This window comes from Sphingobium sp. SJ10-10, assembly GCF_036038995.2.
In the GTDB taxonomy this organism is placed as follows: Bacteria; Pseudomonadota; Alphaproteobacteria; order Sphingomonadales; family Sphingomonadaceae; genus Sphingobium.
In genome coordinates, this window is record NZ_CP158133.1 from 814924 (window position 1) to 830677 (window position 15754).

Genomic DNA, 15754 nt, shown 5'->3' on the forward strand with positions numbered 1-15754 from the left:
TGCTAGCTTGCGATATGCCTGCATCCTTCATCAACACATCATATTATCGTGAGACTGGCAATGACGAAGCAGCAAGAGTTGGGTAGCCTCGCATCGGCGGAGGTGCAGGTCTGTCCTTTCCCCTTCCTGGATCGCCTGCTCGCCGAAGCGCCCGTCTACAAGGATCCGCTGACGGGCATGTATGTCGTCACGCGTTATGAAGATATCGGCCATGTTTCGGCACATCCGGAAATCTATTCCAACAAGACCACGGTGGTCGTCGGCCGCCATGATTCGCCGGTCGCCGAAGAAGTCGCGCGACGCTTTGCCGAGCGCGGTTTCCCGGAAATGCATACGCTAGTCACCAATGACCCGCCGGAGCACACATCCTACCGGGCCTTGGTCGAAAAGGCCTTCACCCCCAGCTATGTCAAATCGCTGGAACCCTATATCGAGGCGCTGGTCGACGAACTGATCGACGGCATACTGCCCAATGGCAGAGCCAATCTGCTGCCCGAATTCGCCATCAAAGTGCCGATGTACATCATCGCCGACCAGTTGGGCGTCGATCGCGCCGACTATGCCCGCTTCAAGCTCTGGTCGGACGTTACAGTCGAGCGCAACAATCCACTGCTCGACCCTAAGCGCGAACTGGAGATCACCGATCATCTGATCGACATGCAAAATTATCTCCATGAGCGGGCGCTTCGTTACCGCGCCGAGCCGACCGACAATCTGCTCAGCCGTCTGGTCCATGCCGAAATCGATGGCGAGAAGCTGAGCGATCCCGCCCTGATCGCGGTAGCGCACCAGCTTCTGGTCGCGGGCAATGAAACCACGACCACGGGCATCGTCACCGCCCTTTGGCTGCTGCTGACCAAGCCCGAACTGCGCAGCGCCATAGAGGAAGATCATAGTCGCATCCCTGGTTTCGTGGAGGAAGTGCTGCGTTCCCATTCGCCCGTGCCGCATATGTGGCGCCTCGCGACCCAGGATAGCCGGATTGGAGATGTCGACGTCCCCAAGGGCGCAGTGTTGATGCTGAGCTATCTCGCAGGCAATCGCGATCCCGCTCAATGGAGCTGCCCGCAAGAGGTCCAGCTCGGGCGCCAGGGTGTCCGCAATCACCTCGCATTCGGGCGCGGCATTCACTTCTGCATCGGCAACCAGTTGGCACGCGGCGAAATGCGGATCGCCATCCGCCGCATATTGGAACGGCTCCCCACCCTGCGCCTGTCGTCCGATCATCCCGAGCCGCAATTCATTCCGCATTTTGCGATTCACGCACTCGATCATCTTCACGTAGAGTATTAAGCTGCCAGCCTATCGTTGTGGGAAAGCCATCATGAACTTCGATCATTATAAATTGCTCGACTTTTCCCGCGACGGCCGGGTGCTGACCATCATCATGAACCGGCCCGAACTGTTGAACGCGGTCAATCATGAACTGCATGACGAAATGGCGCGCGTCTTCTTCGACGCGGCCGATGATCGCGAAAGCGACATCATCATCCTGACGGGCGCTGGCCGCGCCTTTTCGGCAGGCGGCGACTTTGAATGGCTGGACAAACAGGTGAAGGGTGACCGCATCCCCTTCGTGCACGAAGCCAAGACCATGCGCCGCATCGTCATGGGCCTGCTCGACTGCCCCAAGCCCGTCATCGCCAAAGTGAATGGCGACGCCATGGGTTTTGGCGCTTCGGTCGCGCTGCTGTGCGACGTGGTGATCGCCGCAAACGAGGCGCGCTTTGCCGATCCGCATGTTAAGCTGGGGCTGGTCGCGGGCGACGGCGGCGCGATGATCTGGCCGCAGCTCATCGGTTTTGCCAAGGCCAAACATTATCTGCTGACCGGCGACGCCATTAATGCCGTCGATGCCGAGCGGTGCAATCTCATCAGCTTCGCGGTCGCCGCCGAGGAACTGGACGGCTTCGTCGCCCAATATGCCGCGAAGCTGGCCCGCGGCGCGCAATCCGCCATCCGCTACACCAAATCGGTGACGAACATCGCCCTGCGACAGTTGTTCAGTTCGGTGTTCGAGGCGGGCGTGGCCTATGAAGGCCTGACCACCTACACCGCCGATTTCGGTGAAGCCGTTCATGCCGTGCAGGAAAAGCGCCGACCGCAATTTACGGGCAAATAAGCGCTTCGATGCGTTGACTTGCCCCGCCTCTCCGGCCAATATAGTATTCTTACATACCATAAGCCATAATAATCATCGAGTCGGTCGGAGAGGACCACAATGGACGACACTCTGGAAGCCCGTCTGCGCCTGGCCCTCGACCGGCAGGAAATCGAGCATGTCCTCAAACTCTATTGCCGCGCGATCGATCGCTGCGACATCGAATTGCTGCGCACCATCTATCATCCCGACGGAACGGACGATCACGGTTCCTTCTCGGGCAATGCGATGGAATTTGCCGAAACCATCATCCCCGCCCTACGCGAGGGGATATTGGACGGCATGCACACCGTCACCCATTGTACCATCGACGTGGACGGCGATTTCGCGACCTCCGAGTCCTATTATTGGGCCTATCAGCGCGCGCCGGGCGGCGAGGAAGCCGTGACCGGCTTTTTCGGTTCCGACTATGCCGCCCGCGCCAGAGCCGACGGCACGATCGACCAGTGCCATGATTATTATTGCGGCGGCCGCTACATTGACCTCTTCGAGCGCCGGAACGGCCAGTGGAAAATCCTGCGCCGCAAGATCACCAACGAATGGAACGACATTCGTCCCAGCACACGGATCACCGATCAGGGTCATGTCGCCCACTATAATCTGCCGGGCAGGCGCGACCGGCAGGATCCGGTCTATCTGAACCGCATCCCGGTTCCGGCCTGATCGAACCGTTTCAACGGAGCAAAAATCCATGTCCACTGATTATGACGTCATCGTGATCGGATCGGGTGCCGCAGGCATGTCCGCGGCGATCGAAGCGCGGCTGGCCGGCGCCAGTGTCATGGTGTTGGAGGCCGACGATCATCTGGGCGGCGCCACGCGCAATTCCACCGGCGTCGTCTATGCCTGCAACAGCAGCACCCAGAAGGAAAAGGGGATCGAGGACAGCGCCGACGCCGTCTACGACTATATCATGACGCTGAATCAGCATGCGGTCCGGCCCGACCTGATCCGCACTTATGCCGATGAATGCGGACCGATGCTGGAATGGCTGAAGGAAAAGGGCGTCGAGTTTCCGGCCAATATGCTCGTCCATTCGGATGTGACCGACGTCCAGCGCGGGCATACGTCCAAGACCTTCGGCCTCGGCATCGCCGATGCGCTGATCAACCGCGCCGGTGCGCTGGGCGTGGAAACGGCGCTTGGAACGCGGGTGGACGGGCTCCTCGTCGAGCAGGGCAAGGTCGTCGGCATCACCGCCGATGGCACCGACCTGCGCGCGCCGAGTGTCATCATCGCGACCGGCGGCTTCGGCAACAGCCCGGAGATGCTCGCCAAATATTATCCGACCGCCGCCTATCATGGCGATCGAACCTGGGCGGTGCATCGCGATGCACCCTTCATCCTGGGCGACGGCATCACGCTCGGCCAATCGGTCGGCGCGGAGATCACCGGCTATGACACCGGCCTGCTGAACCCCAGCCCCTGTTTCGACAGCCGCTATGTCGAAGCCTTCCTGCCGCCCTGGCTGATCGCCGTGAACAAGCATGGCAAACGCTTCATGGCGGAGTGGGAGAGCTATGCCGTGTGCGGCTATCTCATCAGCGAGCAGCCGGACAAGAGATGCTGGGCGATTTTCGACCATCCCACCATGGTGGAAAATGGCGACGATCTGTCCTACGCCGATCCCTATAATAGCGGTCTGGCCATTTCGAGCTGGGAAGAAATCACCATCACCCGAGAGGTGGAGAAGGGCGTCGCCCATCGGGCCGACAGCATCGCGGAAGTGGCCCGCATGGCAGGTCTCGACCCGGAAGCGGTGGAAGAAACCGTCCGCCGCTATAATGAGGATGTCGAGGTCCATGGCGAGGATCGCCAGTTCCGCAAGGACGGCAACGGCCACAAGCTGACCCCGATCAAGACCGCACCCTTCTATGCGGTGGAGGTCCGCGCCGCGATCATCGGCTTCACCGCCGCCGGGCTGGACATCACCGCCGATTGCGAAGTGCGCGACACGCGGAGCAAGGTGATCGAGGGGCTCTATGCCGCTGGCGAAGTGCTCGGCTGTTTCCATGGCAAGCGCTATGCTGGTGGCGGAACCAGCATCGGCAGCGGCGTCGTCTTCGGCCGCCGGGCCGGCACGGTCGCGGCGCACCACGCCCTGGCCGCCCCGGTTCCGGCCTGATCGCGGCCATGCCGGATGACGCCGCCCTCGACGCACTGATCGCAAAAGAGGCGCTGCGCGATCTCGCCACCCGCTATGCCCGCGCCATCGACCGGCGCGATCAGGATCTGCTCCGTTCCGTCTATCATGACGATGCGATCGACGATCATGGCGTGGTCTTTTGCGACAGCGCCGCGCTGTTCATCGCCCAGCAGCCGGAGATCATGGCGCCCTTTGCCATCACCGCCCATTATCTCTGCAACCAATCCTATCGGATCGACGGCGACAAAGCGGACGGGGAGCTTTATTTCATCGCCTATCACCGGACGGACGCGCCCGGCAGCAGCCACAGCATCGTGTCGGGGCGCTATCTGGACAATTATGAAAAGCGCGAGGGCAATTGGAAAATCACGCATCGCCGTCTGGTCTGGGACAGCTTCATCACCCTCCCCGCCGCGCCGGAGGACATGGCGCAGCTTGCGGCGCTCGGCGTCATGGGCAGCGCCGCCGATGATCGATCCTATGACGCCTTGCCGCTGATGAGGCGCGGACAATGACGCGCGTCTAGGACATCACGCTTCTTCAACCGAATATTGCAACGCTTCTTGCGCGAGAGAGGCGACCAGTTCCCCTGCCCGGTTATAGACCAGCCCCCGCGCCATATTGACCCCATTCTCCGCATTGGAGCCTTCGGTCTCGAACAACAGCCAGTCGTCGCACCGCATGTCGCGATGGAACCAGATGCAATGGTCAAGGCTGGCGACGAACAGATGCGGCCCCGGCAAGGCGACCGTATGCCGGGAAAGCGGCGCACCGGCGAACATGAAGTCGGATAGAAAGGCGAAAATCTGCCGATGTATCGCCGGATCATCGACACGCTCCGCACCGGGCGCGCGCAGCCAATAATGCCGTTTCGCTTCCGCCACCGGGTCGAGATAGCCCGATCGCCCCGGCAAACGCACCTCGATCGGGTATCGCCCCTTGAACAGCGCGGCATAGCGTTGATTGGCGGCCCCGAGCAATTGATCGAAGGCCCGCTCATCCAGTCCCTTTTCCGGTTCGAACGGCACGGACATCGGCCGATAATGGCTGAACCCGGCAATGGCTGTGCGATAGGAACATTCCATCGTGAAGATGACCTGCCCCGCCTGCCGGGCGACGACCCGGCGCGTGGAAAAACGGCCTCCGTCCCGCGTCCGCTCCACCGCATAGTCGATGGAACTGCTGGCGACACCAGCGCGCAGGAAATAGCAGTGAAGCGAATGGACGATGCGCCCCTCCGCAGTGCGATCGGCCGCCCGCAATGCCTGCGCCACGATCTGCCCGCCGAACAGGGCGCGATAGGCATTGGGCTGATTATCGCGATTGCGGAACAGGTCGGGCGCGATTTCGTCCATCTCCAGCAGGGTGACGATATCCTTCGTCCATTTCTGGTCCAGCATCCCCTCGTCGAAGCTGCGCATCCTTCTGTCCCTTCCTGTTCGCTTCTCCTATAGAAAATATCATTATGATATGCTAGCGAACTAGAAAATATTGTATCGAGAGACGAGATGGACCCAGCATATAGCGCGCAGGATGAGGCATTCCGTCAGGAAATCCGGGCGTTCGCGCAGGCCAGCCTGCCCGATGAGCTGAAGCGGCGCGGCCGTTACGACTATCATCCCCGCCGCGACGATCAGCTGCAATGGACGCGCATATTGGCGGACAAGGGATGGTCGGTTCCCCATTGGCCCGTCGCCTATGGCGGCACCGGCTGGAACGGCCTGCAACGCTTCATTTTCGAGGAGGAAATGCGGCTGGCCCATGCGCCGACGATCGATCGCATCGGCACCGAACTGGTCGCCCCCGTCCTCTACACCTTCGGATCGGAAGAACAGCGCCAGACCTGGCTGCCCGGCATCCGTACCGGCGAAACCTATTGGTCGCAGGGTTTTTCCGAACCGGGCGCCGGGTCCGACCTGTCATCGCTACGCACGCGCGCCGTTCGCGACGGCGATGACTATATCGTCACTGGCCAGAAGACCTGGACGACCGAGGGACATCATGCCGACATGATGTTTTTGCTGGCCCGCACCGACGCCGATGTGAAGCCGCAGGCGGGCCTTTCCGCCATCCTGGTAGACCTGAAGTCTCCCGGCATCACCCGCCGCCCGATCTGGACGATCGAGGAAGGGCTGACCGTCAACGAATTCTTCTTCGACGAGGTACGGGTTCCCGCCGCCAATCTGGTGGGCGAGGAAGGCGCCGGATGGTCCTATGCCAAATTCCTGCTCGCCAATGAACGGACGAACAGCGCCGAAGTGCCGCATACGAAACGCGATATCGCCCAACTCCGCTACATCGCCCGGATCGAGCGGAAAAATGGCCGCCCGCTGATTGAAGACCCGCCTTTTCGCGCCCGGCTCGCCCGGATCGAGATCGACACCATGGCGCTTGAAACCGCAGTCCTCCGCGCCCTGAGCGCAGGCGATCATGGCGGCGGCGCCATCGCCTCGCTTGTGAAGGTGCGCGGATCGGAGCTGCGGCAGCGCATTGCCGATCTGGCGGTGGACGCGCTGGGCGACCGGGGCGTTGCCCTGTGCCTCAACCCGGAAGGCGAGGATCGCATGTTCGAGGACGGTCTGACCTTCCCCACGCCCGATCACGGCATCGGCATCACGGCCAAGGCGCTGTTTCGGCGCGCGACGACCATTTACGGCGGCGCCAACGAGATCCAGCGCACGCTGATCGCCAAGACCGTTCTGGAGCTTTGACATCATGGATTTCGATTACTCCTCCGAACAGGAAGCGTTGCGCGACAGCGTCAGGCGCTTTGTCGAGCGCGAATATGACTGGGAACGGCGCTTTGCCCTGATCCGTTCACCCGTGGGCGTCGATCCCGCCCATTGGGCAGTCTTCGCCGAACTGGGCTGGCTGGGCGCGGGCCTGTCCGAAGAGGCGGGCGGCTTTGGCGGCGGCGCGACGGAGAACGCCCTGATCGCAGAAGAATTGGGGCGCGGCCTGGTCACGGAGCCGTTCATCGCGCATGTGATCGCAGCCCAGCTATTGGCAGCCGTGCAAAGCGATACCGTGACCGATCTGGTGATGGGCGAAAAGCGGATCGTTCCCGCCTTGCAGGAAGCGGTGGGGCGCGGCGATTGGCGGATCGTTGAAAGCGAGGCTTCCGGGGCTTTCAGCATTACGGGCGTCAAGACACTGGTGGAAGGCGCCGCCACCGCGGACCGGCTGATCGTGTCGGCACGGTCAACGCAGGGCATCGGTCTCTATCTGGTCGATGCGCAAGGACCGGGCGTCACCCAAAAAGCCTATCGGACGGTCGACAACCGGCGCGTCGCTGACATTGATTTCAACACCGCGCCCGCCATCCAACTGGCTGTTGGCGCCGCCGCGGAAACGGCCATGGATCAGGCCGTTGACCACGGCATCGTCGCGCTTTGTGGCGAAGCCCTGGGGCTGATGGACGCCGCCTTGTGGGCCACCCGCGATTATCTCAAGGTCCGCAAGCAGTTCGGCACCGCCATCGGCAATTTCCAGGCGCTCCAGCATCGCATGGCCGACATGCTGATCGAAACGGAGATGGTCCGGTCCCTGCTCTACCATGCGCTGGGCGCCATCAACGGCAACGATTCCGCTGCACGCGCCGCCGCCATTTCAGCCGTCAAGGCAACGGTCTCGACAGCGGGTCTGTTCGTCGGCGGGCAGGCGATCCAGCTCCACGGCGGCATCGGCGTGACCGAAGAACTCAACATCAGCCATTATTACCGGCGCCTGTTCGTCATCGCCCGTCAGTTCGGCGATGACGATCTGCACCTGGACCGCTTTGCCGCAGCCGTGGACAGCGCGGCATGACAAGCCGGATTGAACGCATCAGGGCACGCTTTCTGGAGGATCAGCGCAATGACCCACCTGCGATCCAGCCCGGCGACATTCCCTGGCGCTACGAGGCGATCACGCCCGAATGGATGAGCCACATCCTGTGCCGCGACCATCCCGATGCGAGGGTGGTCGGCGTGACGCTCGACACGGAGGATAGCGGCACATCCAATCGCCGCCGCATTTTCATCGACTATAATGATGCGGGGAAAGCGCTCGGCCTTCCGCCTTCCGTTTTCTGCAAGGCGACGGCGGATCTTCTCAACCGCATCCTACTCTCGACCTCGGCGCTGATGAGCGAGACGAGCTTCTATAACCAGATCCGGCCCCAGCTCGCCATCGAGGCGCCGGAAGCCTATCTGGCAACCTATGATGCTGAATCCTTCGCCTCGATCGTGATGCTGAAGGATCTGGGCGACAGCGCGACCTTCTGCAATCACCATATGCGGATGATGAAGGAGCAGGTCGAGGATCAGCTAACCCTGCTCGCAACGCTGCACGGCCATTTCTATCGCTCGCCCCAGCTGGACGCGGAACTGGGGCATCTGTTCCGCTATGATGACCGCTTTGCCGCGCTCGACCGCGACCATGATTTCAAGGGCATGTGCGAGGCGGGTTTCCGCGCCGCCGCCGCCGTCCTGCCCAAGCGGCTGGCAAAGCGGGAAGCGGAGATATGGCCCGCCACGCTGCGCGCATCCGCCCGTCATGGCGCACTGCCGCTGACGATCATCCACGGCGATGTGCATCTGAAAAACTGGTACATCACCCGCGAAGGCCGCATGGGCCTTGGCGACTGGCAGGTGACGTCGAAGGGGCATTGGTCGCGCGATGTCGTTTACACCATCACGACCGCCCTCACCGTCGAGCAGCGCCGGGCCTGGGAAAAGGATCTGCTCGCCTTTTATCTGCGCGCTTTCGCGGCGGCGGGCGGCGAGAGCGTCCCGTTCGAGGAGGCATGGCTCAACTATCGCCAGCAATTGCTGACGACGCTCGCCTGGTGGACCATGACGCTGACGCCGGCGCGGGATGTGCCGGACATGTAGCCCCGCGACATCACGCTGGAATTCATCCAGCGGATCGCGACGGCCATGGACGACATCGATACTTTGGACAGCCTGTCCTGAGCGGTTTTTCATTGTCCCACCGCCGCGATAATATTAGTATGCTACCATATTAAATTCCCGCAACCAGAAGCGACGGACGATTCGGAGAAGATGAATGGCAAGTGCGACCAAGGTGAGAGGCTATGGTTCGACCGAGCGCCCGCTGGCCACCGAAATGTGGAAGCGCGAAGCGCACCGTCCCGATCATCCCGCTCTGTCCGCCCATGGCAATTTCGAGCCGGACAATCACCATGTCGACCATGCACGCTATTTCGATCCGGCGCGGGCGCAGGATGAAGTTGATCATGTGTGGACCAGGAACTGGCTGCTCGCCTGCCGGGAAGAGGATATCCCCGAAATTGGCGACCGCGTGCCGCTGCAAGTGGGTTCCCACAGCTATTTCATCATCCGTTCCGGCGAAGATCACTTCAAAGCCTTCCACAACAGTTGCCTGCATCGCGGAACCTTGCTTTGTTCGAAGAAGGAATCGGCCGAAACGATCCGTTGCCCCTATCATGCCTGGGAATGGAACGCGGATGGTCGGCTGAAGAAGATCCCAAGCCATTGGGATTTCCCCGAAATTACGCGAAACAACGGTTCCTTGCCGGAAATCAGGCTGGAACGTTGGGGCGGTTTCATCTTCGTCAATGCCGACAAGGACGCAGCACCGCTCAGCGAGGCTCTGCATGTCGTGCCGGAACATTTCAGGGAATTCGCGCCCGAACGACGCTATACGGCGGCGCGCTTCCGCAAGCTGGTCCGCGCCAACTGGAAAATCACGCAGGAGGCGTTTCAGGAAGCCTATCACCTCTACGCCACCCACCCGGAAGCCGTCCCCTTCACCGGCGATGCGCAGGGCCAATATGAGATATGGAGCGGCGACCATGGCCATGTCGGCCGCAACCTGACCTGTTCGGCCATCCCCAGCATGCACGCGCCCAACGAGGATACGGCGCTGAAAGCAGGCATGATGTTCGCGCAGGGCATGTGCGACTGGCACTACCCGCAGGAAAAGCCCCCCGTGCTGGACGAAAGCGGCGACATTCGCGCGCAACTGGGCGCCTGGCACCGGGAGGTCGCATCGCGCGTCTATGGCCGCGCCATCGACCTGCCCGATGCGGTGATGCTCGATAGCCCGCTCTATTTCGTCTATCCGCACGCCTGCTTCTGGCTGTCCGAAGCGGTCCCCTTCGTCTATCAATTCCTGCCGCATGAGAGCGACCCGGAAATGAGCTATTTCGACGTGCGCGTGCTCTTGCCCGGCCCCGACGAAGGACCATTACCGCCAGCCGCGCCAGCCATCGAACTGGATGCCGATCAGAGCGTCTTCGCCCATTGTCCGGACTTCGGGTTCCTGGGCTATATTTTCGATCAGGACATGTCGAACATGCCGCTGATCCAGAAGGGTGCGCATTCCGCTGACCCGGAAAAGCCCCATACACGCCTCAGCGCCTATCAGGAGATGATCATCCAGCACTGGAACAAGGTGATGGACGAACAGATCGCCAAGGGCAAAACCGCCAAGACTTGAGTTCCAGCGAGCCGAAAGGACAGAAATGGAAAACTGGTTCGACGGAAAAGCCGTGCTGGTGACCGGCGCCGGGGATGGGATTGGGCGCGCCAGTGCGCTGCTGTTCGCCCGGCGCGGCGCGCGGCTGGTCGTAACCGATGTCCGTCGCACGGCGGCTGAGGAAACGGCCGGGATGATCCGGGCCGAGGGTGGCGAGGCGATCAGCCTTGACGGCGACGTCACCGATGAGGCGCATGTGATCGCCTTCGTGAAGGGCACGGTCGATCATTATGGGCGGATCGATTGCGCGTTCAACAATGCCGGCGTCACGCTGCCGGGCGACGGCGAATGGGATGCCGCCGTCGCCAGGCGAACCTTCGATGTGAACCTGTTCGGCGTGATGGCGTGCATGCGGCATGAAATCCCGGCGATGATCGCGGGCGGCGGCGGCACGATCGTGAACACCGCCTCACTGGCGGGCTTCGTATCCTCTCGCACGGTCACGCAGCCCGCCTATACTGCGAGCAAACATGCCGTGATCGGGCTGACCAAGGCCGCCGCCCTGCAATATGCCCGGCAGAATATTCGCGTGAATACACTCTGTCCCGGCGTCACCATGACCGCCATGGTCCGTCAGGTGATGGAGGCAGGCCCGGAGGCGAAGGCAACGCTTGAAAATCTCTCCCCTCTCGGCCGCATCGCGCTGCCGGAGGAGATGGCCGAAGCCGCTGTCTGGCTCGCTTCAAGCAAGTCGAGTTTCGTCAACGCCCACGCACTGGTCGTGGATGGAGGAAGCCTGGCCGAATAGGTGTGGTGGGCTGGAGCGTCCGCTCCGCCCACCGCCTGCGGTTTAAGGCAGGCGTTCGACCTCTTTCTTGGTCAGGCTCGTCTTGACGATCTCACCGTCCAGCGACAGCTTGTCGGCGCCGACCGTAACGGACCGGCTGCCGATGATGACGCGGATGCCGGTGACATCCTCGCCACTCGTCAGGACACGGTTGACGAGGCCGATTTCCCGGCCATCCGCGGAAACGACCTTCGCATTGCGCGGAATATTGAGCGCTGCGGCCTGCCCGGCGGTAGCTCCCGCCAGTGCGAAAAGCCCAAGTGCCAGCGTCAATATTTTCATCCCACATCTCCCTGTAGCGATGCCGAGTCAGCATCTTGCAAATTTGATATGTTAACACACCATTTTTCGCAGCGCAGCGCAAGCCCTCTCAGGGGAGAAATCGATCTTGCATTATGGGAGGTGCGAAACTTCGTTGAAGCTCCTTAATTGCCAGCTTCCATCCGCCCGGACGATCAGCCGTGACAGGGACGCATTTTCCACCCCCATGAAGGCAAAGGCGCGGCTGCCCGTCGCCTGCCGGCAGATTTCCGCGATGGTCCCGGCATGGCTGAAGAGGACGGCCGTCTCCCCGCCCCCACAGGCGTCCAGCACCTGCCGGATGCCGCGTTGGACGCGGTCCGCGAAATGGGTCGCGGATTCGGCATTGGGGATCACTTCCCATGTCTCTTCCACGAACATCCGGTCGATGATCGGATGTCGCGCTGCTGCATGTTCGTAGAAGCTGTGCTCGAAATCGCCCATATGCACCTCGCGCAGGTCATCGACCACTATGGGCGCTATGCCGACCGCTTGTACCAGGGGATCGGCCGTCTGCCGGGTGCGCTGCAAAGGCGTCACGAAAATCGCCGCAATGTCCGTATCGGCCAAAGCCCGGCCGACCGCTTCCGCCTGCGCATGTCCATCCTCCGCCAGCGGCGGGTTGGTGATGGTCAGCGTCCCCAACTCGACCGTTTCCAACGTGGGACCGACGCTGGAGCCGTGACGCACCAATATGATCTGCCGCGCGCCCTGGGGGAGCGCAAAACGCTTTTGCGCGTTCGCCACCTGCCGATGGCCATGGGTATCGCTCTCCACTGTCATGGCTCCTGCCCTTCCTGTTTTTAATACGCAAACATATTATATTGCAGCAGACTATCGTCAAGGTTAAGCTGCCCCCCTGTACGCCGAGTCCTCAGAGGCGAACGGCGAAACGCAGGAGAGACAATGATGGAAGTTGCGGGCGCGCACCCCTTCTATGGGCGGGACAATCTCGCCAATCCCTTTCCGCTGATGGCGCGGTTGCGGGCCGAAGAGCCGGTCGCCCGCACCGTCGATCCGGTCGGCCGGGAAATTTACGTCGTCACCGACATCCGCCTGATCGAGGAAGCGGCCAAGCGCACGGCCGACTTCTCCAACCGCTTTGGCCATTTGCTGATGGCGGGCGGCGGCGCCGATCCGGAGGTCGCGGCCATTCTCGCGTCCGAACCGCTGGAAGCGACGCTGTTGCTGACCACCGACGATCCCGAGCATCAGCGCTATCGCGCACTGGTGAACGCCGCCTTCGCCACCGGGCGCGTCGCGCATATGGAAGACCGGATCGGCGCGTTGATCGATGAACTGATCGACGATTTCGTCGAGGCTGGCTCGGTCGATTTCGTCAACCGCTTCGCCGTCCTGCTGCCCACTTACATCATTGCCGATATATTGGGGCTTCCCCGCGATAAATATGACAAGGTCAAGCTCTGGTCGGATGCCGTCATCACCGTCGTCGGCCGGATGGGCACGCGGGAACAGGAACTGGACGCGGCCCGGCTGATGGTCGAATTCCGCCGCTATGTGAAGGACACGGTCAAGGCGCGCCGCGCGGAACCGCGCGATGACCTGATCTCCAACCTTGTGAGCGCGAGTGTGGACGGCGTGTCCCCACTGACCGACGACGAGGCTGCTGCCCTCGCCTTCGAAACCGGCGTCGCGGGAAATGAGACGACCCGCAACACGCTGATGAGCGGCATGGTGCAGTTGCTGCGCCACCCCGACCAGATGCAGGCGCTCATCGACGATCCGAGCCTCATCAACAACGCGGTCGAGGAAATATTGCGCTACGAAACGCCCGCATCGTCCATGTGGCGGATCGCCCGGCACGACACGATGCTGGGCGATGTGGCGATCCCGGCCGGGGCCACGCTGCTGCTGCGTTATGATGGCGGCAACCGCGATCCGCAACGCTTTGAGGAGCCGGACCGGTTCGACATCAGGCGAAAAAATGCCCGGACGCACATCGCCTTCGGCGCACCCAGCATGCATCGCTGCCTGGGCCAGATGCTGGCGCGCAAAGAACTGAGCATGGCTTTCCCGCGCCTGCTGGAGCGGTTGCGCAACATCCGCATCGGCGCGGGCAGCGACACCGATTATCTGCCCAGCCTGCTGTTCCACTGCATCGGCAGCCTCAAGCTGGATTTCGATCCCGGTCCGCGCATTGGTGAGCCCGCTACAGCCACCGAGCCTGCATAACAGAGATAATAAGGAAGGGTACGCCATGGCGCAAAGCTATGACTATATCATCGTCGGCGCGGGATCGGCGGGATGCGTCCTTGCCAACCGGCTGTCGCAAAATCCGGCGTATCGCGTGCTGCTGCTGGAGGCGGGGGGCGAGAATAAGGCGTTTCTGGTCGACATGCCCAAGGGCATCGGCAAGCTGGTGACCGACCCCACCCATGCCTGGTCCTACCCGGTCGGCCCCGCCGATCAACCCACGGAGACCTGGCAGCGCGGGCGAGGTCTGGGCGGATCGTCGGCGATCAACGGCATGATCTATGTTCGTGGCCAACCGCAGGATTTCGACATCTGGGAACAGGAAGCCGGGTCCGACTGGTCCTGGGCGCAGATGAAGCAGGCCTATCGCTCGATCGAGGATCATGAGCTGGGCGACGACGGCGTGCGGGGGGTCGGCGGGCCGGTTCATATTTGCACCAACAAATTCCGCTATCCGCTGGCCGAACGCGCGATCGAGGCGGGCGTGCAGATGGGCCTGCCGCGCCATTATGAGGATCTCAATCGCGAGGATCAGGAAGGCGTCGGCTATTTTTGCTACAATATCAAAAATGGCCGCCGCCAAAGTTCGGCGCTCGCCTTTCTGGAACCGGTGCGCCACCGGCCCAACCTCGACGTCGTCACTCAGGTCTATGCCGACCGCATCCGATTCGAGGGCAAGCGCGCCGTCGGCGTCGATTGCCGGGTAAACGGACGCCCGACCAGCTTCGCCTGCCATGGTGAGATCATCATCAGCGCGGGGACGATCGCCTCGCCCAAGCTGCTCCAACTGTCCGGCATCGGTCCGGCCGAACTGCTGAAACGGCAGGGTATCGACGTCATCCATGACAGCCCCGATGTCGGCCGCCGCATCCTGGAACATCTGGGCATGATCGCCAGCTATCGGCTGAAGGGCGGTGAAAAGGGCGTGAACCATCGCCTGCGGGGGCTGGGCCTCGCCGCCAGCGTCGCCCAATATATGCTGCTCAAATCCGGCCCGCTGGCGAACGGCGCCATGGAGGTCGGAGCGTTCATCAAGACCAATCCGGCGCAGCCGCGCCCCAATGCGCAACTTTACATCAGCGGCTGGACGCTGGACATCCCCAAGGAGCGCGACAAGGATACGGTCGCACCGATGCAGTCGGTGGAACGGGAACCGGGCGTGAGTTTCACCGCGCAGTTGATCGGGCTGGACAGCGAAGGCGCACTGGAAATCACCTCCGCCGACCCGGACGCGCGGCTCGCCATCACGCCCAACTGGTTGGCGACCGAGCATGATCGCCGCGCGGCGATCGAAGTGGTGCGCTATATTCGCGAATATGTGCGGCAACCGGCGCTGGCTCCCTATATCGGGGCGGAGGTCTCACCGGGCGCAAACCATGTCAGTGATGAGGAGATATTGGCGATCGTGCGCGAAATCGCCCTGTGCGGCACGCACGCCGTACGCAGCTGCCGCATGGGCCGCGATCCCGGATCGGTGGTCGATGAACGGGCGCGCGTACGCGGGGTGCATGGGCTGCGGGTGGTCGATTGCTCGATCATGCCGGGCCTCATCTCCGGCAACACCAACGGCCCGGCCATGGCGACCGGCTGGCGCGCGGCGGACCTGATCATGGAGGATGCGCGCCTTCGCAATGCGGCCTGA

15 protein-coding genes are annotated in these 15754 nt (G+C 62.2%); 12 read left to right on the forward strand and 3 right to left on the reverse strand.

Translation table 11 applies throughout. The features are described from left to right. The first annotated feature begins 60 nt into the window (after positions 1-60). From VVT58_RS19305 to VVT58_RS19325, 5 genes are all read left to right on the forward strand, one after another. A complete protein-coding gene (locus VVT58_RS19305; protein ID WP_327753875.1) occupies positions 61-1293 on the forward strand; it encodes a cytochrome P450 in 1233 nt (410 codons plus the stop codon). Between the two features lie 31 nt (positions 1294-1324). After that, on the forward strand, positions 1325-2122 hold the full coding sequence (locus VVT58_RS19310; RefSeq protein ID WP_327753876.1) for an enoyl-CoA hydratase-related protein: 798 nt from the start codon (positions 1325-1327) through the stop codon (positions 2120-2122). Positions 2123-2221: 99 nt separating this feature from the next. After that, the gene (locus VVT58_RS19315; RefSeq protein WP_327753877.1) at positions 2222-2824 is read left to right on the forward strand and encodes a nuclear transport factor 2 family protein; all 603 of its coding nucleotides are present in this window, start codon (positions 2222-2224) and stop codon (positions 2822-2824) included. Positions 2825-2852: 28 nt separating this feature from the next. Next, positions 2853-4286, forward strand: coding sequence for an FAD-dependent oxidoreductase (locus VVT58_RS19320; protein WP_327753878.1), 1434 nt, complete (start codon positions 2853-2855; stop codon positions 4284-4286). A gap of 8 nt (positions 4287-4294) precedes the next feature. Further along, positions 4295-4822, forward strand: a complete 528-nt coding sequence (locus tag VVT58_RS19325) for a nuclear transport factor 2 family protein (protein ID WP_327753879.1) — start codon at positions 4295-4297, stop codon at positions 4820-4822. Positions 4823-4837: 15 nt separating this feature from the next. Here VVT58_RS19325 and VVT58_RS19330 read toward each other — a convergent pair whose 3' ends face one another. Continuing rightward, complete coding sequence (locus tag VVT58_RS19330) at positions 4838-5728, reverse strand: acyl-CoA thioesterase domain-containing protein (protein ID WP_327753880.1); 891 nt, start codon at positions 5726-5728, stop codon at positions 4838-4840. An 87-nt stretch (positions 5729-5815) separates the two neighbouring features. On the opposite strand from VVT58_RS19330, the gene VVT58_RS19335 reads away from it, so the two are divergent. The 5 genes from VVT58_RS19335 to VVT58_RS19355 all read left to right on the forward strand — a co-directional run bounded on the left by VVT58_RS19335 (position 5816) and on the right by VVT58_RS19355 (position 11559). Further along, positions 5816-7018 carry an acyl-CoA dehydrogenase family protein gene (locus VVT58_RS19335; protein ID WP_327753881.1) on the forward strand — a complete coding sequence of 401 codons (1203 nt, stop codon included), beginning with the start codon at positions 5816-5818 and terminating at the stop codon, positions 7016-7018. Positions 7019-7022: 4 nt separating this feature from the next. Then, positions 7023-8114 (forward strand): acyl-CoA dehydrogenase, encoded by a 1092-nt coding sequence (locus tag VVT58_RS19340; RefSeq protein WP_327753882.1) that lies wholly within the window; start codon positions 7023-7025, stop codon positions 8112-8114. Then, positions 8111-9181: a phosphotransferase gene (locus VVT58_RS19345; RefSeq protein WP_327753883.1), complete on the forward strand. Its 1071-nt coding sequence runs from the start codon at positions 8111-8113 to the stop codon at positions 9179-9181. The genes VVT58_RS19340 and VVT58_RS19345 overlap by 4 nt, the downstream gene beginning before the upstream one ends. Before the next feature lie 175 nt (positions 9182-9356). Further along, positions 9357-10772, forward strand: coding sequence for an aromatic ring-hydroxylating dioxygenase subunit alpha (locus tag VVT58_RS19350; protein ID WP_327753884.1), 1416 nt, complete (start codon positions 9357-9359; stop codon positions 10770-10772). Positions 10773-10797: 25 nt separating this feature from the next. Continuing rightward, positions 10798-11559, forward strand: coding sequence for a glucose 1-dehydrogenase (locus VVT58_RS19355; protein WP_327753885.1), 762 nt, complete (start codon positions 10798-10800; stop codon positions 11557-11559). 42 nt (positions 11560-11601) lie between these two features. Here VVT58_RS19355 and VVT58_RS19360 read toward each other — a convergent pair whose 3' ends face one another. Both VVT58_RS19360 and VVT58_RS19365 read right to left on the reverse strand, forming a co-directional pair. Further along, on the reverse strand, positions 11602-11880 hold the full coding sequence (locus VVT58_RS19360) for a hypothetical protein (protein WP_327753886.1): 279 nt from the start codon (positions 11878-11880) through the stop codon (positions 11602-11604). Between the two features lie 111 nt (positions 11881-11991). After that, the gene (locus tag VVT58_RS19365; RefSeq protein WP_327753887.1) at positions 11992-12681 is read right to left on the reverse strand and encodes a histidine phosphatase family protein; all 690 of its coding nucleotides are present in this window, start codon (positions 12679-12681) and stop codon (positions 11992-11994) included. A 123-nt stretch (positions 12682-12804) separates the two neighbouring features. Between VVT58_RS19365 and VVT58_RS19370 the strand changes: the two genes are divergently transcribed. Next, positions 12805-14091, forward strand: a complete 1287-nt coding sequence (locus VVT58_RS19370) for a cytochrome P450 (RefSeq protein ID WP_327753888.1) — start codon at positions 12805-12807, stop codon at positions 14089-14091. Between the two features lie 25 nt (positions 14092-14116). Then, positions 14117-15754 carry a GMC family oxidoreductase N-terminal domain-containing protein gene (locus VVT58_RS19375; RefSeq protein ID WP_327753889.1) on the forward strand — a complete coding sequence of 546 codons (1638 nt, stop codon included), beginning with the start codon at positions 14117-14119 and terminating at the stop codon, positions 15752-15754.

Bases quoted from the DNA above. Each gene is read 5' to 3' on its own strand.
- VVT58_RS19315 (WP_327753877.1), top strand. From the start codon at position 2,222: ATGGACGACACTCTGGAAGCCCGTCTGCGCCTGGCCCTCGACCGGCAG.
- VVT58_RS19335 (WP_327753881.1), top strand. From the start codon at position 5,816: ATGGACCCAGCATATAGCGCGCAGGATGAGGCATTCCGTCAGGAAATC.
- VVT58_RS19360 (WP_327753886.1), bottom strand. From the start codon at position 11,880: ATGAAAATATTGACGCTGGCACTTGGGCTTTTCGCACTGGCGGGAGCT.
- VVT58_RS19330 (WP_327753880.1), bottom strand. From the start codon at position 5,728: ATGCGCAGCTTCGACGAGGGGATGCTGGACCAGAAATGGACGAAGGAT.
- VVT58_RS19350 (WP_327753884.1), top strand. From the start codon at position 9,357: ATGGCAAGTGCGACCAAGGTGAGAGGCTATGGTTCGACCGAGCGCCCG.
- VVT58_RS19355 (WP_327753885.1), top strand. From the start codon at position 10,798: ATGGAAAACTGGTTCGACGGAAAAGCCGTGCTGGTGACCGGCGCCGGG.
- VVT58_RS19320 (WP_327753878.1), top strand. From the start codon at position 2,853: ATGTCCACTGATTATGACGTCATCGTGATCGGATCGGGTGCCGCAGGC.
- VVT58_RS19340 (WP_327753882.1), top strand. From the start codon at position 7,023: ATGGATTTCGATTACTCCTCCGAACAGGAAGCGTTGCGCGACAGCGTC.
- VVT58_RS19305 (WP_327753875.1), top strand. From the start codon at position 61: ATGACGAAGCAGCAAGAGTTGGGTAGCCTCGCATCGGCGGAGGTGCAG.
- VVT58_RS19345 (WP_327753883.1), top strand. From the start codon at position 8,111: ATGACAAGCCGGATTGAACGCATCAGGGCACGCTTTCTGGAGGATCAG.
- VVT58_RS19375 (WP_327753889.1), top strand. From the start codon at position 14,117: ATGGCGCAAAGCTATGACTATATCATCGTCGGCGCGGGATCGGCGGGA.
- VVT58_RS19370 (WP_327753888.1), top strand. From the start codon at position 12,805: ATGATGGAAGTTGCGGGCGCGCACCCCTTCTATGGGCGGGACAATCTC.
- VVT58_RS19325 (WP_327753879.1), top strand. From the start codon at position 4,295: ATGCCGGATGACGCCGCCCTCGACGCACTGATCGCAAAAGAGGCGCTG.
- VVT58_RS19310 (WP_327753876.1), top strand. From the start codon at position 1,325: ATGAACTTCGATCATTATAAATTGCTCGACTTTTCCCGCGACGGCCGG.
- VVT58_RS19365 (WP_327753887.1), bottom strand. From the start codon at position 12,681: ATGACAGTGGAGAGCGATACCCATGGCCATCGGCAGGTGGCGAACGCG.